This window comes from Novipirellula artificiosorum, from assembly GCF_007860135.1.
Classification (GTDB): Bacteria; Planctomycetota; Planctomycetia; order Pirellulales; family Pirellulaceae; genus Novipirellula_A; species Novipirellula_A artificiosorum.
Genome location: NZ_SJPV01000008.1, coordinates 143356 through 166603 on the forward strand (window position 1 = coordinate 143356; position 23248 = coordinate 166603).

At 55.1% G+C, this 23248-nt stretch carries 14 protein-coding genes; 12 read left to right on the forward strand and 2 right to left on the reverse strand.

Features of this window, described 5'->3' with window-relative positions:
* Positions 1-128: 128 nt before the first annotated feature.
* Both Poly41_RS21040 and cls read right to left on the reverse strand, forming a co-directional pair.
* Positions 129-2360 (reverse strand): mechanosensitive ion channel family protein, encoded by a 2232-nt coding sequence (locus Poly41_RS21040; protein ID WP_146528708.1) that lies wholly within the window; start codon positions 2358-2360, stop codon positions 129-131.
* Between the two features lie 237 nt (positions 2361-2597).
* Positions 2598-4040: a cardiolipin synthase gene (gene cls, locus Poly41_RS21045; protein ID WP_146528709.1), complete on the reverse strand. Its 1443-nt coding sequence runs from the start codon at positions 4038-4040 to the stop codon at positions 2598-2600.
* A 250-nt stretch (positions 4041-4290) separates the two neighbouring features.
* Here cls and Poly41_RS21050 point away from each other — a divergent pair, with 250 nt between their 5' ends.
* The 12 genes from Poly41_RS21050 to Poly41_RS21105 all read left to right on the forward strand — a co-directional run bounded on the left by Poly41_RS21050 (position 4291) and on the right by Poly41_RS21105 (position 23159).
* Positions 4291-5922 (forward strand): fumarate hydratase, encoded by a 1632-nt coding sequence (locus Poly41_RS21050; RefSeq protein WP_146528710.1) that lies wholly within the window; start codon positions 4291-4293, stop codon positions 5920-5922.
* 559 nt (positions 5923-6481) lie between these two features.
* Positions 6482-9046, forward strand: coding sequence for an HzsA-related protein (locus Poly41_RS21055; protein WP_146528711.1), 2565 nt, complete (start codon positions 6482-6484; stop codon positions 9044-9046).
* A 278-nt stretch (positions 9047-9324) separates the two neighbouring features.
* A complete protein-coding gene (locus tag Poly41_RS21060; RefSeq protein WP_146528712.1) occupies positions 9325-10800 on the forward strand; it encodes a sulfatase family protein in 1476 nt (491 codons plus the stop codon).
* Between the two features lie 60 nt (positions 10801-10860).
* Positions 10861-12366, forward strand: coding sequence for a sulfatase family protein (locus tag Poly41_RS21065; protein WP_146528713.1), 1506 nt, complete (start codon positions 10861-10863; stop codon positions 12364-12366).
* Between the two features lie 41 nt (positions 12367-12407).
* Positions 12408-13973 carry a sulfatase family protein gene (locus Poly41_RS21070; RefSeq protein WP_231615848.1) on the forward strand — a complete coding sequence of 522 codons (1566 nt, stop codon included), beginning with the start codon at positions 12408-12410 and terminating at the stop codon, positions 13971-13973.
* Between the two features lie 42 nt (positions 13974-14015).
* Positions 14016-16376 (forward strand): hypothetical protein, encoded by a 2361-nt coding sequence (locus tag Poly41_RS21075; RefSeq protein WP_146528715.1) that lies wholly within the window; start codon positions 14016-14018, stop codon positions 16374-16376.
* A gap of 858 nt (positions 16377-17234) precedes the next feature.
* The gene (locus tag Poly41_RS21080; RefSeq protein WP_146528716.1) at positions 17235-17648 is read left to right on the forward strand and encodes a hypothetical protein; all 414 of its coding nucleotides are present in this window, start codon (positions 17235-17237) and stop codon (positions 17646-17648) included.
* 274 nt (positions 17649-17922) lie between these two features.
* Positions 17923-19077 carry an ABC transporter permease gene (locus tag Poly41_RS21085; protein WP_146528717.1) on the forward strand — a complete coding sequence of 385 codons (1155 nt, stop codon included), beginning with the start codon at positions 17923-17925 and terminating at the stop codon, positions 19075-19077.
* A 76-nt stretch (positions 19078-19153) separates the two neighbouring features.
* Positions 19154-19687: a hypothetical protein gene (locus Poly41_RS21090; RefSeq protein WP_146528718.1), complete on the forward strand. Its 534-nt coding sequence runs from the start codon at positions 19154-19156 to the stop codon at positions 19685-19687.
* 62 nt (positions 19688-19749) lie between these two features.
* Positions 19750-21309 carry an HlyD family efflux transporter periplasmic adaptor subunit gene (locus Poly41_RS21095; RefSeq protein WP_146528719.1) on the forward strand — a complete coding sequence of 520 codons (1560 nt, stop codon included), beginning with the start codon at positions 19750-19752 and terminating at the stop codon, positions 21307-21309.
* A 42-nt stretch (positions 21310-21351) separates the two neighbouring features.
* Positions 21352-22029, forward strand: a complete 678-nt coding sequence (locus Poly41_RS21100; protein ID WP_146528720.1) for an ABC transporter ATP-binding protein — start codon at positions 21352-21354, stop codon at positions 22027-22029.
* Complete coding sequence (locus Poly41_RS21105; protein WP_146528721.1) at positions 22026-23159, forward strand: ABC transporter permease; 1134 nt, start codon at positions 22026-22028, stop codon at positions 23157-23159. The genes Poly41_RS21100 and Poly41_RS21105 overlap by 4 nt, the downstream gene beginning before the upstream one ends.
* Positions 23160-23248: the final 89 nt, after the last annotated feature.

Sequence of the window (23248 nt, forward strand, 5' to 3'; positions counted from 1 at the left end):
GCAGCTCAATTTCCGGGAAGGGCCGTTTCCTACCGGCCACACTCTCAATTGATTTGGCCGGTGGGAACCGGCCCGACTCCGAACGCCTACTCGCAATCCAAGCCGAGTCGGAATACTAGTGGCACCTGTCATTCTCGCCTTGGTGTTGTTTCCAGTACAACTTCCAAGGGGCCCTGCTGATCATCTTGCTTCCAATAGGAGTGACGAAAAGGAAGTGAGAATTGGATGCCGTTTTTTTCAAATGCCTCGAAGATAGCCAGATTGACCTTCTCGTTGAACGCCTTGAATGCCCAGAGATCCGGAGGCCCGTACCAGTAGATCATTTCGATGGTGAATGCACTGGGAGTGATGTCCCCAAAGAAGACACGCGGTGGATGTTCTGGATCCATTCCCTCGTGGTTTTCTAGCAGGGCACGGATGCGATCAACCGCCATTTCGACCTGCACACGGGACGTATCGATCGGGATGTGCAGTTCGCTCGAGCGGCGAATAAGCTCTCGTCTGGCGATATTCTCGATCTCCGCGTCGGCCATCTGGTCATTTGGAATCGAAATCAGGTGACCGGCTAGCGTTCGGATCTTGGTGCTGCGAAGTCCAATTTCTTCGACAAATCCGTCGTGTCCTTTGACCACAATGCGCTCGCCAACTCCGTAGGGTTTGTCGAGTAAAACAGCGACCGTTCCGAACAGACCTTTCACCAGACCTTGTGCTGACAAGGCAATGGCCAATCCGCCGATGCCCGCACTGGCGATCAGGGTGGTGAGCGGAAATCCGAGATAACGGCCGCCTTCCAGGAATACAATGACGGCGGCAACAATGCCGAGCACGCGAAAGATGATCCGGATCAAGTTTGCATCCAGACTTCCAGGTGCCACCTGCGGCAGCGCAACCATTGTTTCCGCTGCCCGGCTACTCACACCCACGATCAGTCCCAGGATACCGAACAGGAAGGCGAGATCGGAGCAAAAGTTGACCGTATAGATAGCGCCGCCACGGACACTTAAGTACTCCCACACGAAATACTTAAAGCCAATGGGGATCAGCGCTGCGACAACAAAGAATCCAAAGCTCAACCAATATTGCGGCAGGCTGTGGCCACGCGCACGCTGGCCCCGACATCGTCCCCAGCGAAAGAAAAGCAGCATCAACGTCAAGCAAATCGGGATCATCAACAGCACACTGATCCATTGCCAAATCGACATTCCAAATTCACGTCGTTGAAACGACTTCGGCATCCATTCCACCAAGGCAGCGACGACCGGATTGCCAGGACTTGATAGCCAAAAATCGTAAAATCCATCGGAGACCGCCGGCTCGTCCGATCGGTAGGCGTGCATGCGTACTTTTTCATAGAGTTCAGGCGCACGGGATACCGTTTCCGCAGAGAACAGGAATTCACCGCGACGAGGACCCTCTTGCATTTTTGAAATCGCAATTTGTGTACGGGGAACCTGCCAACGAAACAGCGTCTCCGCTCCTTCGATCGATTCAACGGATTCGATTCCGGGAATCTGCTCCGCGGGAGGAAGCGGAATACGATCGAGAACTTCTTTGAGACAAACGGCTGCCTCCGCGTCATAGTAATCACGCGAGTAGTCAGGCAGTTGGCTGCGATCCAAGCATGAAATAATCCGCTGACCAAGCCGTTGAATCTCTGGATCGGCTCGTTTGATATACCGTTGTTTTTGGATCAGCAGGTAAAGTTCGTTACAGGAATCGAGAAATAAGGTGAGCGTACCGCGCGGGCTCGACGTGTCGGTCGACTGCGTTGGTTGCTTCTTGGTCGCAGCCGTGTATGCATCATAAAGACCGGGTGATACGCTGCGTCCAGTGTCTCGGTACGGCAGGCGTTTTGCCACCCTATAGAACTCAGCTGCCCGGCGCACCGTTTCCGGAGTAAACAAAAATGTATTTGGTCGAGATCTCTGCTCCGGACTGGCGATTGCAAGGCGAGTGCCGGGTATCTGCCATCGAAACGGCGTCCCGGCTTGATCCAATTCCGGTCCCGCCGTCGGGATATCCACGTCGTCCGGCAAGTCAATGCGGTCAAGTACTTCCTTGAGGAATAAAGCAGACTGAATGCCCGCGGTACCACGAAGTTCGGTTGGTAGCGCGCCTAAATCGAGGCAGTCGAGAATCCGTTCCGTCGTCGGCAAGACCTCTGTCTCGCGTTCTTCCACAACCGCCCCGTCAATGACCAGTTGTTGGAGTTCATTGCAGGAGTCGATCAGGCTATTCAAAGTTGCGGATGGAGTTGAAGTGTCCGATGGTTCCAGCGGGTGCGGGAGCATTGCTTCCTGAGCACGACCGATGTCAGACAAGAAAGCGATACACAGAACCGTGACCCCAAAGCGAATCATCGTATCGACCTCCGTATTGAGCAGGCCGCCTCGGAAGCGGCAGACGAAGTACTCACCTTATCATCTTACACTACTTCAGCACGCGGTTTGTCTCCGTCTTCAAGATCCGGCAAAACTACGGAAAGGACACTCCTTTTCTAAATCTCACGTTCCCAACGTCGATTGAAAGGGTCTTGCAGATAGTTGGCGACCTTTTCAATGAGTAGGATTCCGTATGAGGGCGTCAACGCGGTGGCTTTACAAAATGGGGCCTAGAGTGGCGAGCGTGTTATTGAAAAGCCGTCGCGCGAGCGACCACGATTCCACCGTTTCGCGAGTGACGGGCCGAGCCTGAGAGAGGTACTCCTGCTGGCGCGCTCGCACCTTGTTCGTCATCTCCGGATCGTAAAACAGGATGTTATTTTCGTAGTTGAGATCGAAACTGCGACGATCCATATTCGCTGAGCCGATCAGCGTCATCTCGCCATCCAAAGTCAAGGATTTGGTGTGCAAAAGTCCGCCGACGTATTCGTAAACTTCCACACCCGCTTCCAGCAATTCCGGGTAGTAACTGCGACTGGCCCCAGCCACGATCCACGAGTCGTTCTTGGCGGGAAAGATGATGGTTGTCTTGACACCTCGTCGGGCCGCGGCGCAAAGCGAATTTTGCATCGTCTCATTGGGCACATAATAAGGCGTCGAAATCGTCAGTTCGTGTCGGGCCGCATGAAACAACGATGCAAAAACTTCGGGCATCGCCGAGTAACGCACGGTTGGTCCGGTGCCAATGACTTGGGCGGGAAAGCCCGAATCGGGCGCGGCAATCGGTGATCGTAGAAGGTCGTCGATGTCTTCGTCTGCGTAACTCATCCAGTCGGTGGCGAACAAATGTTGGTTCTGTCGGACGATCGGTCCCTCGAATCGCAGCACGGCGTCTACCCAGGGAGCGAACTTTGCCTTGACCAAAAATTCCGGGTCGGCACAGTTCTGGCTACCACAATAAGTCACCCGCCCATCGATCACGAGAATTTTGCGGTGGTTTCGCAAGTCGATGCGACCATGAAACGGACGCAACAAGGGATTGCCGATCGGTAAAGCCCGGGCGACGTGAACGCCCGCATTCTGCATGTCCTTCCAATGTTGCGAGTGAACCATGGTCCGCGACCCCAGATCGTCGGCCATGGCACGGCACGTTACTCCCCGGGCCGCCGCGCGCTTCAACGCTTCAACGATTTTTAGCCCGTTGTGGTCCGGCAACCAAATGTAGAACAACAGGTGCACGTGGTTCGTTGCGATATCGATATCCGACACCATCGACTCGATCGTGGCATTCGAATCAGCCATCAAGCTGGCCGAATTCCCCCCGACGACGTCAAATCCATTGATGGATTGGCCGGTCCGAAACAGATGTTGGAAACGCTCGGGCACTTCCGTTCGGGCGTTGTTCGCATCCTCCGGGCAGACCGCGGCAACGGCCGGCATCTGCTGAATCACTTGCTTCATCCGTTGAATTCGACGACGACCGATGTTGGTCTCGCCGAACAGCAGGTAGATCAGCATTCCCAGAAAAGGCAGCGCGGCGATCACGGAGATCCAAGCAATGCGAGACGCTGGGTCACGGTGTGGACGGGTCATCACGCGTACGATCAGTAGCACTTCGATCAGAAGGTGGACGATGATGCCAATTGTGCTTGCGTTCAATGATTCACCTCATAGGATTCACCTCAAATCGGTTTCGTAATCCTACTATTCTTCACGCAATCGAGCCTCCTTGATAGGTGTCTCGAGTTGAAGTCTGTCGGGTCGAATTGCCGCTGGGTACCGCCCCAGGCAGAAGTCGGCTGGCAGCAAAGCGGAACCGAAGAGCCACCACAGCGACAGACAAACGTCAACCGCCCCTTGATCAAATCCAAGCTGTGCCAAACAATCAACCAACCCAAAGGAGCCCAATATGTCTACACCTGAATTTGTCTATCAAGAATTGTTCGAGTACGGCGACGATGACACGCAGTATCGACGGTTGACGGAAGATTTCGTCGATGTCGCAAACTTCGACGGTCGTGAAGTGTTGCAGGTCAAGCCGGATGCGTTGACGCTGCTCAGTCGACAGGCGTACCACGATATCAACTTTTTTCTCCGTCCTGCTCACCTGCGACAAGTTGCCGCTATCCTGGATGATCCCGAAGCTTCGGACAACGATCGAATGGTCGCGCTAACGATGCTCAAGAACGCAGATGTTGCCAGTGCAGGGGTGTTGCCTTTCTGTCAGGACACGGGCACGGCGATCATCATGGGCAAAAAGGGGCATGCGGTCTGGTCACAAGGTGATGAAGCGGCACTGGCGCATGGTGTTTACCATGCCTACACCGAAAACAACCTTCGCTATTCGCAAAACGCTCCGCTGACGATGTGGGACGAAGAGAATACTAAGACCAACCTCCCCGCCCAGATCGACTTGGCAGCGTGCGATGGTGACAGTTACAAGTTTTTGTTTGTTGCCAAAGGTGGCGGTTCCGCCAACAAGACCTACCTGTATCAAGAAACGCGTGCCATTCTGAATCCCAACACCTTGGTTGATTTCTTGTCGGAAAAGATGGCATCGCTCGGCACCGCAGCATGCCCGCCGTATCACTTGGCTTTTGTGATCGGTGGCAGCAGCGCGGAAACCAACCTCAAGACGGTCAAGCTTGCCTCGACCAAGTACCTCGATAACCTGCCCACGACGGGCAATGCGCTTGGGCGGGCTTTCCGTGACGTCGAGCTTGAAGCCGAAATGTTGAAAGCGGCGCAGAAGTGCGGGATTGGTGCGCAATTCGGCGGCAAGTACTTTGCAATCGACGTTCGCGTCATTCGGTTGCCGCGTCACGGTGCGTCCTTGCCCGTGGGCATTGGTGTTTCGTGCAGCGCGGACCGGCAAGCCAAGGGCAAGATCACACGAGACGGCGTGTTCTTGGAACAGCTTGAGTTCGAACCGTTGAAGTATATCCCCGAAGAGCTGCGCCACCGCAAGGACGAAGGAGCGGTTCGGTTGGACTTGCGGCGACCGATGGACGAGATTCTGGCTGACCTCAGTCGCTATCCCGTTCAGACACGTCTGCTCTTGTCCGGGCCCATTATCGTTGCCCGCGACATCGCCCACGCAAAACTCAAAGAGCGTTTGGACTCGGGGCAGCCGCTGCCAGATTACCTGAAGCAGCATCCGGTGTATTATGCTGGGCCCGCAAAAACGCCTGTGGGATTGCCAAGCGGATCGTTCGGCCCAACTACTGCAGGGCGGATGGACGCCTACGTGGATCTGTTCCAAAGCAATGGTGGTTCTTTGGTGATGATCGCGAAAGGCAACCGAGGCCGCCAAGTTACCGAAGCGTGTCACAAGCATGGCGGTTTCTACCTCGGAAGTATCGGTGGCCCCGCAGCGATCTTGGCGAAAGAGAACATTCGCAAAGTCGAAGTCGTGGAGTTTGCGGAATTGGGGATGGAAGCGGTTTGGAAGATCGAAGTGGAAGATTTCCCTGCCTTCATTCTGGTCGATAACAAAGGCAACGATTTCTTCGAGCACGTCGGCACCGGTTGCGCCCATTAGTGCCAGAAACCGTAATTTCCGTCCTGTTTGTGAACCAGCGGCTCATCTCCCTGTCGCACGGGACCCTTGTGTCTCTAAGGCACATGCGCGCCTGTGCTGATCCTGAAAGGGATCTCAGAAGGTAGCCGGGGGTCGCTGCGATGCGGCGCACCCCCGGTACACGTAACAGCCAACAGGCCCGACCCTGGAAGGGTCGAAGATCACGGATCGCTGCGACCCTGTCAGGGTCGGAAGGGAGAGTTTTTCTCGTTGGCCGTTGGTATCGCTGCGCTTAACCAACGGCTACCGTCTGCGATCCCTTCCGGATCAATTACCCACCGTGCCAACAATACCGTGTCGATAAGCTGGTGCTGTGACCGGACGGTACTTATGGTTCCTGACACTAGCCGCCGGTTGCGCCCCTGAAACGCCGGCAGGCGGAACGGCGGATCACGTCGATCGAGGACCGTCGATTGTTGGCGGTTTCGCCATCGGCGGGTTATGCTGAATTCTGATAGAATGGTGGCGCGCGATCTCCCCGCGTCCGCCACAGCACTTCCCACCTACATCCCTATCCCCCATGATGCTTCGGCCCCCCCCATTTCCAGTGCGTTGGTTTCTGCCTTTGGCTATGCCGGTCCTGGGGGCGTTGTTGTTGTTGTTGTCGCCGCTCAACGGCTATGCGCAACCCAACGCCGACCAAGCGATCGATTCGCTGCAGCGTGAATGCACTGCTCTCGGATTGGCGATTGATGATCTTGTCGACACGTTCGGAAGTCGTTATTCGGGTGGCCGGAACTACGCGGCACGCTGCGAATCGTTCCAAGGGGAGTTGATGCGGATCACGGACCCGCCAAGTGCCGAAGCATTGGAACGATTGCAGGTTGTGCTTGCTCAATTGCGTCGCGACGCGTTATTGGCAAATCCGCTGGTTCGCGAGCAACCGATCCTGTTCGTCACAAGGCATCAATATGCAAAAGATCATCACAACAGCGCGACGATGTTCCAAACGGGCGAAATCAACGAATCGAGTTTTCGAGGGGGCGGGACACTGAAGACGATTGATTTGGCCCACAACGAACAAGTCACCACCTTGATCGATTTGCCCGAGGGAATCGTTCGTGATCCGGAGGTTCACTTCGATGCGAAAACCATTTTGGTGTCCCTCAGACAGAATCCAGATGACGACTACCATCTTTTTGAACTGTCCCTCGATGATCTAGAAAAACGACAACTCACCGCGGGTGCAGGCGTTTCAGACATCGACCCCGTCTACCTTCCGGACGGGCGAATCCTGTTCAGTTCCACGCGCGAGCCGAAGTACTGTCAATGCAACCGCCACATCATGTGCAATCTGTTCACGATCGATGCGGAGGGTCGGAATCTCGATCAAATCGGGCACAGCACGCTTCACGAAGGTCACGCTTCACTGCTTAGTGATGGGCGAGTGCTTTACGATCGCTGGGAATACGTCGACCGCAACTTTGGTGATGCCCAGGGACTTTGGGTGGTCAATCCAGACGGCACCAATCACGCGGTCGTTTATGGCAACAACACGGCCTCGCCCGGCGGAGTCTTGGAAGGACGCGGTGTCCCCGGTACCGACTATCTTCTGACGACGTTTTCTTCATGCCATGATCGCCCTTGGGGAGCATTGGCGTTGATCGACCCCAGTCGTTCCATGGATGGAAAGCAGGCGGTGCTGCAAACCTGGCCCGCATCCGCGATCGATTTGGTTGACGTCGGCAACTACGATACGTTCAAAAAAGTGCATCCCAAGTACGAGGATCCCTATCCGCTTTCCGCTCACCATTTCTTGTGTTCTCGAATGGTGGGTGACACAGAGGAAATGGGAATCTATTTGCTGGATGTGTTCGGCAATGAAGTGTTGATTCACCAGGAAGGCCCCGGTTGCTTCGATCCTATGCCGCTTGCACCGCGTGCAATGCCAGCAGCGTTGCCGTCACGAATCGACGTGACCCAACAGAACGGCACCTTTTATGTGGGTGATGTCTATGTGGGCTCGGGAATGGAACAGATCCAACGCGGGACCGTGAAGTGGTTGAGAGTGATTGAGGTACCGGAAAAGCGATACTGGACTCATGAATCATGGAACGGCAGCGGTACGCAAGCACCGGCGATGGCGTTTGACGATTTTAACAATAAACGCATTCTTGGGACGGTTCCCGTTGAAAGCGATGGTAGCGCCTACTTTTCTATCCCAGCGGACCGGTTTGTCTATTTCCAACTGCTTGATGCCGACGGGATGATGGTCCAGTCGATGCGCAGTGGCACGATGGTGCGTCCAGGAGAAACAACCGGTTGCGTCGGATGTCACGACAATCGACATCAAACGCTTGCCCCCGGCAGCGAACGAATTGCGATGCAACGTCTGCCAAGCGAACTGATTCCGTGGTATGGTCCGCCGAGAAATTTCAGTTACACGCAAGAGGTCCAACCGGTCTTTGACAAAAACTGCATCTCCTGTCACGACTATGATCAAATCGCTGGCGATCCGTTGAACCTTGCCGGCGATCGTGGCTTGGTCTTCAACACTTCGTATCTTGAACTGCGCAACAAGAACATGGTCCGTACGGTCGGTGCGGGACCCGCGACGATCCAGTCGCCGAAAAGCTGGGGGGCTCACGCGAGCCGTTTGGCCGAGGTGCTTCGACAGGGGCACGGTACCCCGGAGATCGACTCGACCTATCAGCTTGATCCCGAAGCGATTGATCGCGTGATCACATGGATCGATATCAACGCACCTTATTACCCGCAATACGCCAGTGCCTATCCGAAGAATCGATATGGCCGATCTCCATTGACTCGAGACGAGCTTTCGCGGCTTAGCGAATTGACTCAAATGGACCTCTCGAAGCAGGAAAATGCGTCGCAGATCAGCTTCACACGCCCGCAGAAAAGTCCTTGCTTGGCGGTGCTTCGCCAGCGCGATGCTGCGGGCTATCACGAAGCGATCGAGTTGATTCAAGAGGCCGCAAGGCGGTTGACCGAGCGGCCTCGTGCTGACATGCCTGGATTTCGTTTGGGCGGTATCGATGCGGAACGTGAGCGCAAGTATCAAGCGAGCCGACTTCGTGATTCCACGTCCCACGTCTCCTCGGCGTTGGGCACGCAAGGACCGTAGTCACCGTTCCGTATCACCGTTCCGTATCACCGTTCCGTATCACCGTTTCGAATCACCGTTTCGTCTAATTGTCTGCACCGTCGACCACACAAAATGGAAGCGGTCCGAGGTGGATCGCGTCAACCACGATTCAGCAGCCGTACAATTGGCTCAACGGAAGTGTCGCAAATCATTACTCTCGTGCCGCAAAACCTGCTCGCTTTCTTCCTCTGAGCTGGCGACAATCCTAGGTCCATCCGGAAACAGCCAACCCGCTTCAACTCCTACCCAGCAACGCGATGTCCCCCCTCCTCAACCTTCAACTTGCACTGCTCTTGGCGGCCGTTGTCGGTATCGCTGGCCAGACTACGGCAGAGGAGGCAAAACGTCTGCCGAACCTCGTTTTGATTTTCACGGATGATCAAGGCTACCAGGACCTTGGATGTTTTGGGTCCGCAACGATCAAGACACCGCATTTGGACAAGATGGCGGCCCAAGGTTTGCGGCTCACAAGCTTCTACGCCCAACCCGTGTGTGGTGTATCGCGTGCGGCGCTGATGACAGGATCGTATCCCATTCGGATCGCAGAACCGGGGAACATCAAACGACTGCACACCGTACCGCATTCAAAGGAAACGACGATTGCAGAAGTCCTAAGAAGGGCCGGCTACGCCACGGGGATGATTGGTAAATGGCACCTGGGCTTGGACCAAAAGGGCGTGCCCGGTGGCATGGATCCCGAGACCACACCCAATGCCCAAGGCTTCGATTACTTCTATGGCACGCCGAAGTACAACGGGTACACCGTCTACGTCGATGACGTCGACATGCGAGTTCCCATTATGCGGAACCAGGAAGTCGTCGTCGAGGCGGTCGAAGACTGGGATCACATCACTGCGACTTACACAGACGAGGCGATTCGCTGGATCGAGGCACACCAACAGCAGCCCTTCTTTTTGTACCTCGCCCACAACATGCCTCACATTCCTCTCGGTGCATCGGAAAAGTTCAAGGGCAACTCCGATGCGGGTTTTTATGGCGACTGCATCGAAGAGATTGATTGGTCGTGTGGAGAGATCCTCAAGACGCTGAAGCAGCTTGGCATCGACGACAACACGTTGGTGGTGTTTACTTCCGACAATGGCCCTTGGGTGGAAACGACTCGTGCAATGGAACCCCGCGGCGAAGCCTTCATTCCTCGCGATCACTCGGGTAACGCGGATCCGCTGCGCGGTTGGAAAATGTCGGCATGGGACGGTGGTTGCCGTGTTCCCTTTATCGCGCGTTGGCCCGGCAAGATTCCCGCTGGGTGGGAATCCGATGAGATGCTCAGCACGATGGATTTGATGCCTACGTTTGCGTCCCTCGCGGGCGCAATGCTTCCGGATGTCGACTTAGATGGAAAAGATGCAACCGATTTCTTGACCCGAAAGATAGAACAGAGTCCCCGAGACGAATACCTTTACTACTCAGGGTGTTTGTTGACGGGGGTAAGAAGTGGTTCGTGGAAATTGGTCTTGCCAAGATCCGAATCACCGGCGGGACTGGGTTGGTGGGGCCGGATGATCGAAGAGGTGCCCGACCCACTGCTTTTCAATTTGGACGACGATCCTGGTGAAGTGTCCAACGTCGCAAACGATCATCCCCGTATCGTCGCGTCGCTGATGAAACGAATCGAACGGGCGCGAAGCGAACTGGGCGACATCGATCATCCAGGGAGCAGCGCTAGGAGTTTTGACGACGGCCCCCGAAAACTGCAACGGCCCCTTCACTAAGGCAACCGACCAATCCCCCCCCCAAAAAAACCCGTAGATGGGTTCACAAGGAAAACGTTCATGAGCTATCGCTTCGCACTGCCTCTAATTCTGCTGCTCAGCGTGACGAGTTTGCGGGCCAGCGAGAAACCCAATATCGTTTTCTTGTTCGCGGACGACCAGTGTACCTATTCCGTTGGTTGCTACGGCAATCGGGATGCAATCACGCCCAACATGGATAAGTTAGCGCGCGACGGTTTAGTCTTCCACAAGCATTACAATACGACAGCGATTTGCATGGCGAGTCGTGCCAGCGTATTCACCGGAATGTATGAATACAAAACGGGCTGCAACTTTAGCCATGGCGATATGCATCAGGATGTGTGGCAGAACTCCTACCCAAAACAACTGCGACAGGCCGGGTATCTGACTGCCTTTGCCGGCAAATTTGGGATTGTGGTTCAGGGCCAAGGGCTGTGCGAAGAAGACTTTGACTTTTGGGGTGGTGGTCCGGGGCAGACGGATTACGAGACGGCCAAGAACAAGTCGATGCAAGCGTACGCTCAGCAGTACCCCCATTCAACCTTGTCGTATGGTGCGTTTGGGCAGGATGTGATTCGCGAATCGGTCAAACAACAGAAGCCATTCTGTCTATCGATCAGCTTCAAAGCGCCCCACAAGCCTGCAACGCCGGATCCACGGTTTGACTCCATCTACGCAGGCAAAACCTTTGTCAAGCCTGAAAACTTTGGACGAGCATTCGGCGATCACCTTTCGCCACAAAGCAAGATGGGCCGTCAATACCCTCGTTTTACCGAGTGGCACTACGACACCGAGTACGATGGCGAGATGGCAAAGTATCATCAACAAATCTACGGAATTGATGTAGCCGTTGGAATGATTCGTGACGAGTTAGCCGCACAAGGTATCGCAGACAACACGGTTGTTATCTACACCAGCGACAATGGATACATTTGCGGTTCGCATGGCTACGGTTCCAAAGTCTTGCCGATGGAGGAATCGTCTCGTGTGCCACTAATGATCTACGACCCACGCAGTCCAAGCAGTGGTAAGCAGCTCCGATGTGACCAATTGACTGGGAATGTCGATTTCGCACCGACCCTTCTCGAGCTGGCTGGCTTGCCCATTCCAGCGAACATGGATGGAAAAAGCCTCGTTGGGCTATTAGAGAATCCACAGCAAGGAGGACACGATCAACTCCCTTTCATCAACGTATTTGGTCCAGTCGCGACGCACAGCTTGAGCTGCCTGACGAAGCGATACAAGTACACCTACTGGTGGTATGGAGACAAAACCATCGAGCCGGTCGAAGAGCTGTTCGACACTCAGGAGGACCCGCTCGAATTGAAAAACCTGGCAAGCAGCCCTCAACACCGCGAGATACTTAAGGCGATGCAAAAGGGATACGACCAGGAGCTGGCAAAGTGGAAGAATCAGGCTGTGGATTACAATGACTATCGGCGCTACGGTACGCTTTTCGATCGGAACATCGCCATGGAATCGAAAACTCAACTGATGGCGGTTCCAGCAACCGATCGAAACGCTCGAAAACAACGTAAAAAGTAATAGGTTTGATGCTCAAAACACATTGTGGAATCCTCTTCTGCATGGTCGCCACCTGGTTCATCGTAGGGCGGGTCGATGCGACACCTCCGCCCCATTCCCTGCCTAATGTGGTCGTTATTTATACCGATGACCAGGGCTACGGAGATGTCGGTGCGCTGAATTCGAACGCGAAGTTTTCAACGCCGAACCTGGATCGCCTTGCTCGTGAAGGAATTGCCTTCACCAACGCACATAGTGCGGATTCCGTTTGCACACCTTCTCGCTACGGTTTACTCACCGGACGTTATCCATGGCGCACGACGAGGAAACGAGGCGTCATGGGGGCCGAGGGAGAATGCTTGATCTCGCAGGGACGCATGACGTTGGCATCACTATTGAAAAAACATGGCTATCACACTGCAATCGTTGGCAAGTGGCATTTGGGGATGGACTTTCCTGGAACGGAAAGGAATCGTGACTGGTCTGCGCCGATCAAGGACATGCCGCTCGATAAAGGGTTCGACTATTATTTCGGTATTCCGGCCTCGCTGAACTATGGGGTGCTTGCCTGGTTTGAGGGACGGCATGCCAAAGTACCACCGACCATGCTGACGTCGAAGAAGAAGAACGATCGTCACGTCGACTACCGCATCATGCCGCCTTACGACGAGATCCCTGCGCGAAGCAGCGAGAAAAAGGTTGCTGGCTTTGAGGTCGCACCCGATTTTATTGACAATCAGTGTCTGACGCGATTCACCGACAAAGCCATCGATTGGATGGAGGGCAAGGTGAGCGACGCAAACAACGGTAAACCGTTCTTCCTTTATTTGCCCTATACCTCGCCGCATTATCCGGTCTGTCCCTTGCCAGAGTTCCATGGCAAAGGTGATGCCGGAGCCTACGGCGAATTCGTGGTGGAAACGGACTACCACGTGGGGCGCGTCCTCGATTTTCTCGACCGCAACGGGCTCGCTGAGGACACGCTAATTGTCTTCACAAGCGATAATGGGCCAGAGAAGTCATGGACCCAACGGCTATCCGATTATGGTCACGATAGTCGAGGGGGTTTCCGAGGCGGCAAGCGTTCCGTCTACGAAGGCGGCCACCGGGTGCCGTTGCTCGTTCGTTGGCCTCGCGGAATCGCACAACCTGGGAGAACATGGAACAAAGCGGTGGGGCAGGTCGATCTTCTCGCGACGATTGCGGATTTGATCGGCGAGCCGTTGCCGCAGGATGCGGGAGAGGACAGCCAAAGTTTTGCGAGCGTCTTGTTGGATGCGAAGCGTGACTACAAGCGTCTACCGCTCGTGAACCATGGCAACGGCGGTGGCGGTTATCGATATGCGGTTACCGATGACAACTGGAAGTTGGTCCTGGCGGATAGCAAAAACGCTGCCGAACTCTACAACCTTGAAAACGATAGGTCCGAACAGACCAATCTGGCCTCGGAATACCCCCAAACCGTCGCTCGGCTAACGATGCAGGTTAACGAATTGATCGCTCGCGGACGAACCACTCCTGGCGCTCCCCAAGCGAACGACACCGAGTATTGGGAAGACCTGAAATGGATGACTCCAAGCCAATACGACGAATTGGTAAAGAAGGCAATGCAGGAGGTCCATCCGTGAGCTTCATTGAATCGGCGAGACGACACAATAATAGGTTTTAACATGACATCCGATTTGAAGGTGCGATTGCTGCTGGTGGCGCTTTTGTTGCCCGTCAGCCTCGCGGCTGCGAGTGGTAACTATACCTTTAGTTGCTGGAAGAATGGATGGAGGAAGAATGCGGAGGATCACAGTGCCGATGTCTTCGTCCTCGAAACCCGACATTATGGATTTGCGTTGGATGTCGCTGACTTCCGTAACGTGGGACTGGGAAGGCTGAGCAATCCGCCGGCTTATGAAGAAGCATTGCGGCGTCGTGCCGAGGAACTTGAATCGTTGGCGCCTGCGGACTTGTTGATTGAAATTGAAATCGATGGCACTTCCTACCGAGCCAAAACGTGCGCGGCCGGGCAGACCGACGCCGTCAAACATTTGGCGTCTGTCCGTTTGTGGGAATCGGGGCGTTTCGTTCAGCACTACGACTTTCTTCAGCTCGACTTCCGCGACGACCAGGGGCATCGTCTGGATTGCGAATCACGTTTGGATCTGGTGGCATGGCCCGAGAGCCTGACGTTGAATCTGCACGTGTCCCCCAAGTTTGACCATTCCCGTGCCACGCTGCGACTCGCGTTAAACAGCGAAGTAGGCAACTGGGCGCAAGAAACGAAGATCGATGGCCCGTGGAACGTGGGCCAGGAAAAGGGCGTGTCGATGACCTGTGCGGTTGCGTCGGTGAATCAACTTCCGAAGCCAGCCATTGCGGTCCGAACAGAGAACGGACAGTCAATCCCGGTTCACTTTGACGACGAAAAAAACTGTTACGTCGCCACGGCTAAACGTCTGAAACGAGATTGGGAAACCGGATACACCGACATCCGTCACTATGATGACTTCCTCGTTTCGGTCGCGGGATCCCGTTCCAACCAAACGGTCCCCTTCCTTCTTGATTTGCGTCCGCCAGCGAATGTGACCGGTGTCTGTCCGATCCTATGCGATCAAGAGGGGTGTCCGTTAGGCATACCGGTACAGTTGAGTAAGAACTGGCATTACGAACCGATGGGTAGCTACTTGATGGCCTATGCGATGTTGCCGGCCGACAAGTCCACCACCTATCGGCTACGCGTCGTGTATGGTTTTTATGGGACGTTGCCGTCCGCCAGTCACGCGCAACTCAGTCTGGTGGGCTACAGTAAGAGTGGTGGCAACGGACGCTGGGACCAATTGGCGATTGGTTGCTGGGGCGAGTCGATCTGTTTTGATATGGACATGAGTCTCGTGGATGTGGCGATTACCGATACTCGAATGCTGATGGCTCGTCGGGGCCTTGAGGGAAGAAAATGGAGTTGGACGAATGCCGGTTGGGGCGGCGATTGGTTGAACATCGAGGACGATGGCCAGGCGAAGTACTTTCAAAACAACTTGCGGACGGCCTATCTTTCGCAGGGCCCCTGTCTGACGAATGTTCAACACGAGGGGTACTATGGCGCGAACCAGGAAGTGGATTTTTCGGCAGGGATCCAAACCTTGCGAACGGATGATTACTGCCGCACGTTTCAGAATCTAAGCTACACATTTAAGGGTGATGTTTCCGCAAAGAAGATTTCGCTATTCAAGCTTGGCCGAACGCACGGTTATCAAACGCCGCAAATCGCCTATGGCAATCTCGACGGACTCGTTGAACAGAGGGCGTTTTCCGAGTCCGTCGACCAAGCCCCCGTCTTTTTGGAAGCCTTCGAATTGCCAGGCGACGCCCCGCATTGGGTCGCGTTGACGGGAGCCGCGGAGGCGTCTGCCAGAAATCCAAAACCGAACGGCTACCGTGCTTTGATCATTAGAAAGTACAAGGCGGTCCTCGGAGCAGAAACCTACAAGAATCCGACACTCCGCGTTCCGGTGCACCAATCCAAACCGGCCAATCTTGATATCGAATTGCTACCCCCCCGGGGGATTTCCCGATTTCGCAGGGGGGATCGCATTGAATTGGCCGTGGAACTGATCACGCTGCCGCGTGAAGCGGATGACTACTATGGCCCCAATGAAACCTTCCGCAAACATCTCACGGAAAATCCGAATTCTTGGAAAACGACCTATCGCGAAGCCAAAGGCAATCGGCTTGACGTAACCGTCACTGGCGGGAAGGAACTCCAAAACTATCCGCTCGTCATTCAGGTGAACAAGCCAGAAGTGAGCGTGGCAATCAAGGGTGGGGTCGGCGCGGTTCCGATTTGTTTTGAAGGTTTGGCGAGCTGCGAGGGCGTTCGTCTGCATCGCATTGTCAATGGCAAGCGGATCCTTTTCGATCAGGCGGTCCATGGCAATGATTTCTGGCAGACGGATTTCGATATCGCATCGGGAACTTACAACATGACGTTCAATCTCCCTTTGGATGAATCGAAGGAGTCGGAGTGGATCTTAACGCCATAACGCCATCCGTTATCGCTGAAAGACCACTCCACACCTCACTTCTCGGACCAGCTCTCGGCGTACGGTCGTCCCCCGATTTTTTTGGTGGCGGGGGCTCGCCAAAGCGGAGATAGCAAGCAAAACGCTTCAAATTGCTGTCACCGACCACGTCACGCGGCATATCTCGAGGGACATCGATTTAATTACTGCAAGGCTTGTTTCATTGATCATGCCGAAGGGATGTTCGATATATAATTTGCGGAACTCTATTTACCGCGAAGCGGTTTGACTCCAGAGCCCAGGGTCGACGCACAGCGGCGCACCCTGGGGGGCCAAGGTGTCAACATCGTGATCCTACGCCGCAGGCGTTGTACAAAGACGCCGGCGCCGATTGGCATCATTTTGCGGCGTCGATGCCGTTCATTGTAAAACCTCTTCGAGGTATGCCGCGTGACGTGGTCGGTGTCCTAGGGTGCGCTCTGCGGCTTCGCCGCGGAGCGACCCTAGGCTCTGGAATACAACGCCGTTGGCGTAAGAGCATTCCCCAAACCCAAGATCTATTCAATCCATTAGCAAGCATCATTGTGACACACAGATCGAATCATCCCGCTCGGTGTTGGCAAGGCAGTTCCGCAACTTATAAATCGAACGTCCGCCGCGGCTCCACATGCGTATTCTTATGTTTACACTACGCTAATGTGCACATCCTTGACCGTAAGCCGGCGCGCCGAACGTAGAAACCCCCACGAAAATCGATACGGCTCCGGAACATCGATTCCATTGCGGTAGGACGGTGGGATTCGAAGTGCGAAGCGTTTGTGAGGTGGTCAGTGGACTTTGCGTTTGCCGCTAACGGGCTTTAGGAGTATCCTAAATGTTATGAAGCCGATTCTTGCCTTGTTGTTGATCGTCACTTTGTTGGCGTGCCCGCTACGTTGCCTTTCGTTCCACGCGGGTATTGTGATCGAGCAGACCTCTGCCGTTGAGTCCACTGCTTGCTGCGAGAGTTGTTGTTGTCGTGCCGAGGGTGAATCGCCGGCTCCCGACCGACCCGTTCCTTGTCATCCCGGTGATTGCGATTGCCAGGATTGCATCTGTCAGGGTGCTGTTGTTGAGGCGGATGTCGAGCTCCCCGCAACGCGAGTCGTTTGGTGTGGGGGGCGCCAAGATGGAGCGGCTTATCAGGCTGCCTCGGTTTCCTCCTTTTGCCCTGCGGAATACTTGCCAGACGCTTTTAACCCGTTTTCCAGCGGGCGCGCTGCGCGCATCGGTCTGCAATCTCTGCTGATTTGATTCCGCTTTCTTAGCACTCTGCGTCGAGCGTTTCGCATCGTCCTCTTTCGCTGCGGACGTTGCTTTTATTCCTGAGGTAGCGGAACTCGTCAAGAGTTTCGTCCGCGCAGGAAAACGAAAGTCACGCACGACGTTCGCTAACACCCGATGCGTCACTTATAAAATCGACGTCCTGCGCGATGAACGACTTGATCGCAGGCTCCGACGCTTGTCTCGGGTTTGATTCAATTGTCAGCAAAAACCAATCTCCGTTCCGTGGTTGTGATTCAATCCTATGCTGCTTCCTTGGGAATACGGTGTTCGCAATTTGGCCCGACGGCCGGTGCGGACGGCATTGACGCTCGTTGCTTTGTCGACGGTCGTGATGTTGGTCTTCGTTGTTGTCGGATTTATCCGCGGGCTGGAACGATCGCTGGCTGAGAGCGGTGATCGCGAGGTCGTGCTTGTGTACTCGGTCAACTCAGAAGAGAACATTGAGAATTCGTCCATTGCTGCTCGCACTCCAACGCTGCTAACGGCAAGTCTAGACGGCACGGTCGAGCGTTTTGGTGTCATACATGTCTCCCCCGAAATGTATTTGGGAACGCGTGTGTCGACGGGACAAGGTGAAGGTGGGTTGGGCTTGGTTCGCGGTGTCACTCAAACCGCACCGCTGGTTCGCCGGTCGGTCCAGTTGATCGAGGGGAATTGGCCAGGTGAAGGCGAGGTGATGGCAGGACGATTGGCAGCTGCGAAGTTGGGCAGCCAGGATGCGGCACTGGCAATCGGCAACCGGATCACAATGGAAGGACAAGATTGGACGATCAGCGGACGATTCGTTGCGGGGGGGGCTGCGTACGAGTCCGAACTGTGGTGCCGATTGAGCGATTTGCAAATCGCGACCCAACGCCAGGATTTGAGTTTGGTAGCGATGTTGATGTCGCCGGGAAGATCGCCTGCGGAAGCTTCGTTGTTTTGCAAAGAGCGCACGGACTTGGAACTTCGAGCGATCCGCGAAACGGATTACTATGCATCGCTTCAACAGCACTACAAACCCGTCCGACTTCTGGCTTGGTTCGTCGTCCTGCTCGTCTCGGGCGCAGGCGTGTTTGCGGGGCTGAACATGATGTATGGCGCGATTGCGGGGCGGACTCACGAGATTGCGACGTTGCAGGCAATCGGATATCGTCGCCGCGCGATCTTGATCAGCTTGATTCAAGAGGGCGTTTTGTTGGCAGCGGCCGGTTCGTTGCTTTCCGGTGCGATTGCAATCACGGTGCTCAACGGCATGGCGGTGCGATTCACCATGGGCGCATTCACAATACGAATTGACAGCACTGCAATCTTGATCGGATGCGGCGTTGGCTTGTTGCTAGGAGTCTTGGGCGCGCTGCCACCGGCGCTGAAGGCTGTTCGTGAATCGGTGGCGATCGGTTTGAAGGCAGTCTGAGACTCTCTCGTCGAGTGACGAGAGTCGAACAGGACGCTCATGCTGTCCGTTTTCTCATTTACAAAGAGCGATAAAGATGAAAGTATTGGCAGGAAAGATAGTATTGGTAGGAAAGGTTGCACCGTTTCTTGGTTTGGTCCTTAGCGTAATCGGGTGTGGGCAGTCGAAAAACACACAACACGCGGTCTCCCCCGAAAAGGTGTCGCGATACGTTGTTGAAGCCGAGCCAGACGGGGCCGTTGCCGTTGGAGAAGCACGGAAAACGGTGCAGGGCGAGCAGCTGATCACGTTGATTGGTACGATCGGCGGATCCTCCGAACCCTTTGTCGAAGGCCTCGCAGCTTTCACGATCGTCGACCGCAAGGTCCCCTATTGTTCAGCGGACGAGGGTTGTCCTACCCCGTGGGACTACTGTTGTACTCAGGACCAAGTCAAAGACAACATTGCGACCGTCAAAATCGTCGATCAAGATGGCATTCCTGTTGCTGAGGACGCACGGGAATTGTTGGGCGTCATAGAACTGTCAACGGTTGTCGTCAAAGGAAAAGCCGAACGTGATGATCATGGCAACTTGACCCTCGCAGCCAGTGAAGTGTTTGTTAGGGAATAGCCGAGTGACGCGAGGTCACTCACAGCTTTCAATTCACGATGCTTGTTTCTCGACTCCCCCTCATGCAGAAATCGAAAATTGATCTTAGCCAACTCGCCCTGGAACGCAGTGGCTCCGCCGAATCGTCCGCTCGGACGCTACGACCCAGGCGGTGGTTTTCGCGTTACGTTTTGCCCGTCGCCATCCTGCTGGGCTTTGTTGCCTTGCTCGCTGCTGCGGGGGGCCGGCAGTGGTTACCCGCACCGTCGGTGACGGTCACGCCCGTGATCGTGAAGCGGACCTCGCTTCAACGCGCGGGAACGGCACTTTTCCAAGCCCCAGGTTGGATTGAACCTCGCCCCACCGCGATTGCGATTGCCTCGCTGGCTCCGGGCGTGATTGAGGACCTCTTGGTAGTCGAAGGCCAATACGTTGAGGCTCAGGAACCGATCGCCCAATTGATAGCGATCGACGCGGAGTTAGAGTTAGAGCAAGCCCAGAACTTGCTCGCGATCCGTGAAGGGGAACTCAATCGTGCGAAGGCCGAATACGATGCGGCACGGGTTCGCTTGGATAACCCGGTTCACTTGCAGGTTCAGCTCGCCGATGCGCAGAGCAGCTTGGCCAAGGCGCTCACCGAGCTAGCGAAGTTGCCGTTTCTGATTGAAGCCGCCAAAGCAAAGGACAAGTTTGCCGCTGACAACGTGGAGCGGCTGCGGGCTGCCGGAGATGCAGTCGCCGGTCGGATGCTGCTGGAATCTGAAAGTGAATATGCTGCCGCACACGCTGAAGTCCAGGAGTTGCAACAGCGCGGTCCAAATCTGAATCGCGAGACGGAGGCGTTACAGGACAAAGTCGACGCGATTGAGAAGCAATTGCGATTGTTGATTGAAGAGACACGGCAGTTGAACGAAGCCGAAGCGAAGGTCCAATCTACAACGGCATTGCGTGACGAGGCGAAATTGAACGTGCGTAAAGCCAAATTGACATTGGATCGAAACACGATCCGGGCACCTGTGGCCGGTCGTATCTTGCGTCTCGTTGCTGCCCCCGGAATGAGAGTGATGGGACTCGATACGACCGCAGGCCAGAGTTCCAGCACGGTGGTCGAAATGTACGACCCCGCGAGATTGCAGGTGCGGGCGGACGTCCGTTTGGAGGATGTTCCGATGGTGACACGTGGCCAGCCCGTCAAGATTGAAACCGCATCCTCCAATGGCGTGATTCAGGGGCGTGTGCTGCAAGCGACCAGTTCGGCGAATATTCAGAAGAATACGTTGGAGGTGAAAGTTGAATTGATCGATCCGCCGACGACGGTGAGTCCCGAGATGTTGGTGAGCGCGACGTTCTTGGCGTTGAGAATTGAACATGCGTCGAACGAGGCAACGGAAACCGAAAGAATCTTTGTACCACAACAACTGATTCAATCTACCAGTTCAGGTGCCTTTGTGTGGATCGTCGACGGAGACCATATCGGCTGGCAACGTTCCGTTGAAAGGGGGCCGTCGAGCGGTGACGGATTGGTGGAGATCCAATCTGGTCTGAAGGTAACGGACAAGCTGATTGCCAGCGGTATTGATCAGTTGACGTCGGGGCGCCCGGTGGTGGTGGTTGGCGACGATCAGGTATTGGGGATGAACTGAATGGCGATCGCGGACCAAAATCGAAAAACAGAGGAGCAAGGCATGGCATTGGTCGAACTTCGCGGCGTTTGCAAACGTTTCTGCAAAGGCGACGAGACCATCACGCCGCTGGACGAGGTTGATTTGGACATTGACGCGGGTGAATTCGTGTCACTGATGGGACCGAGTGGCACCGGAAAAAGTACGCTACTGAATTTGGTCAGCGGCATTGACCAACCGGATTCAGGAACGATCACGGTCGCCGGTACCGTCGTGACGCAATTGTCGCGCGGCAAGCTTGCCGATTGGCGGGCTGCGAACCTTGGCTACATCTTTCAGACACATCACCTGATTCCCGTGCTGACGGCTTACGAAAACATCGAGTTACCGACGCTCTTGTTGAAATTGACATCGGCGCAGCGTCAGCAACGTGTTGAACTGGCACTCGAAGCCGTTGGATTGTGCGACCGAGCCAATCACTATCCGCGGCAGCTTTCTGGTGGACAAGAGCAACGTGTCGGAATCGCTCGTGCGATTGTTGCGCACCCGAAGATTGTCGTAGCGGACGAACCGACCGGCAGTCTGGATGCCGAGACGAGCGAGCAAGTGCAGGACTTATTGCAGCGTCTCAACAAGGAACTCGACATTGCCTTCTTGATGGTCACGCACGATCGCGACGTCGCGAGCATCGCAACGCGTCAGTTAACGCTGGATCGCGGAAAGTTCATAGAAACACGATGATCAAATACGTTCTCCGCACGCTCTGGCGTCATCGCACGCGTACGCTGTTGACCCTGACGGGCACCGCGGTGGCGATGTTCGTCTATTGCCTTGTGGGTTCGGTGCAAGAAGGATTGCATCGGCTAACAACAGGTGTCGACGCCGATCGCAGTTTGATCGTCTTTCAGGAAAACAGATTCTGTCCGACCAGCAGTCGTTTACCCGAAGACTATGCCCGAAAAATCAAGAACGTGCCGGGTGTTCGTGAGGTGATGCCGATTCAGGTGTGGACAAACAATTGCCGAGCAAGTCTTGATATCGTTGTTTTCAACGGAGCGAACCCCGAACAAATCCAGAAGACCCGGCCCCTCAAGCTAACGTCTGGCGATTGGAAACGGTTTTCCTCGCAACGAGATGCGGCGATCGTTGGTCGCAATGTGGCACAACGGCGTGGGCTAAGAAGCGGCGACACCTTTTCGATCGGGGACATCTCGGTCCAGGTTGCAGGCATTTTTGAGTCGATGGTCCCTTCGGAAGAAAACTTGATTTACACTCACCTCGCGTTTTTGCAATACACGCAGGGACTTGACGCCGCAGGACGCGTCACGCAGCATGAAGTGTACTTAACGCATGATGCCGATGCCGATCGTGTTGCTGCGGAGATCGACGAAGCCTTGCGAGCAGGATCGGTGGCCACCAAAACGCGTCGTAAAGGTGCGTTCCAAGCGAGTACGCTGGCTGACCTGGTTGATCTGATCGGCTTTGCTCATTGGCTCGGCTATGCCTGCGTGGGGCTGGTCCTGTCCTTGGTCGCGACCACGACAGTGATGAGTGTTCAAGATCGGATCAAAGAGTACGCGGTGCTCCAAACCATCGGTGTCCGACCGCTGCATACGATGGGTTTGGTGTTGGCGGAAAGTACCTTGCTGAGTCTGGCGGGCGGTGTGTTTGGAACCGCACTTGCAATGAGCATGTTGTCGCTCGGCGGTTTTGCGATGGGTGCCGAAGGAGCGACGATCGCCTTTCGCCCTTCGGTTAGCCTCACCATGTCGGCCACGATCGTATCGCTCATCGTAGGTGTCATGTCTGGATTGGCGCCGGCAATCCAAGCCGCAACGGTTCCGATCGTCGACGCACTTCGACAGCCGTGAAGAAAAACCAGATGGGACGATTTGCATGGACAACCTGCCGGCTCGCAGCGGGTAGAATAAAAGTCTCGGGACATCGAGTGCATTGCAGA

What these genes read in the sequence shown, in the direction of transcription:
- Poly41_RS21040 (WP_146528708.1), bottom strand. Translation starts at nt 2,360, where the DNA reads ATGATTCGCTTTGGGGTCACGGTTCTGTGTATCGCTTTCTTGTCTGAC.
- Poly41_RS21050 (WP_146528710.1), top strand. Translation starts at nt 4,291, where the DNA reads ATGTCTACACCTGAATTTGTCTATCAAGAATTGTTCGAGTACGGCGAC.
- Poly41_RS21055 (WP_146528711.1), top strand. Translation starts at nt 6,482, where the DNA reads ATGATGCTTCGGCCCCCCCCATTTCCAGTGCGTTGGTTTCTGCCTTTG.
- Poly41_RS21060 (WP_146528712.1), top strand. Translation starts at nt 9,325, where the DNA reads ATGTCCCCCCTCCTCAACCTTCAACTTGCACTGCTCTTGGCGGCCGTT.
- Poly41_RS21065 (WP_146528713.1), top strand. Translation starts at nt 10,861, where the DNA reads ATGAGCTATCGCTTCGCACTGCCTCTAATTCTGCTGCTCAGCGTGACG.
- Poly41_RS21070 (WP_231615848.1), top strand. Translation starts at nt 12,408, where the DNA reads ATGGTCGCCACCTGGTTCATCGTAGGGCGGGTCGATGCGACACCTCCG.
- Poly41_RS21075 (WP_146528715.1), top strand. Translation starts at nt 14,016, where the DNA reads ATGACATCCGATTTGAAGGTGCGATTGCTGCTGGTGGCGCTTTTGTTG.
- Poly41_RS21080 (WP_146528716.1), top strand. Translation starts at nt 17,235, where the DNA reads ATGAAGCCGATTCTTGCCTTGTTGTTGATCGTCACTTTGTTGGCGTGC.
- Poly41_RS21085 (WP_146528717.1), top strand. Translation starts at nt 17,923, where the DNA reads ATGCTGCTTCCTTGGGAATACGGTGTTCGCAATTTGGCCCGACGGCCG.
- Poly41_RS21090 (WP_146528718.1), top strand. Translation starts at nt 19,154, where the DNA reads ATGAAAGTATTGGCAGGAAAGATAGTATTGGTAGGAAAGGTTGCACCG.
- Poly41_RS21095 (WP_146528719.1), top strand. Translation starts at nt 19,750, where the DNA reads ATGCAGAAATCGAAAATTGATCTTAGCCAACTCGCCCTGGAACGCAGT.
- Poly41_RS21100 (WP_146528720.1), top strand. Translation starts at nt 21,352, where the DNA reads ATGGCATTGGTCGAACTTCGCGGCGTTTGCAAACGTTTCTGCAAAGGC.
- Poly41_RS21105 (WP_146528721.1), top strand. Translation starts at nt 22,026, where the DNA reads ATGATCAAATACGTTCTCCGCACGCTCTGGCGTCATCGCACGCGTACG.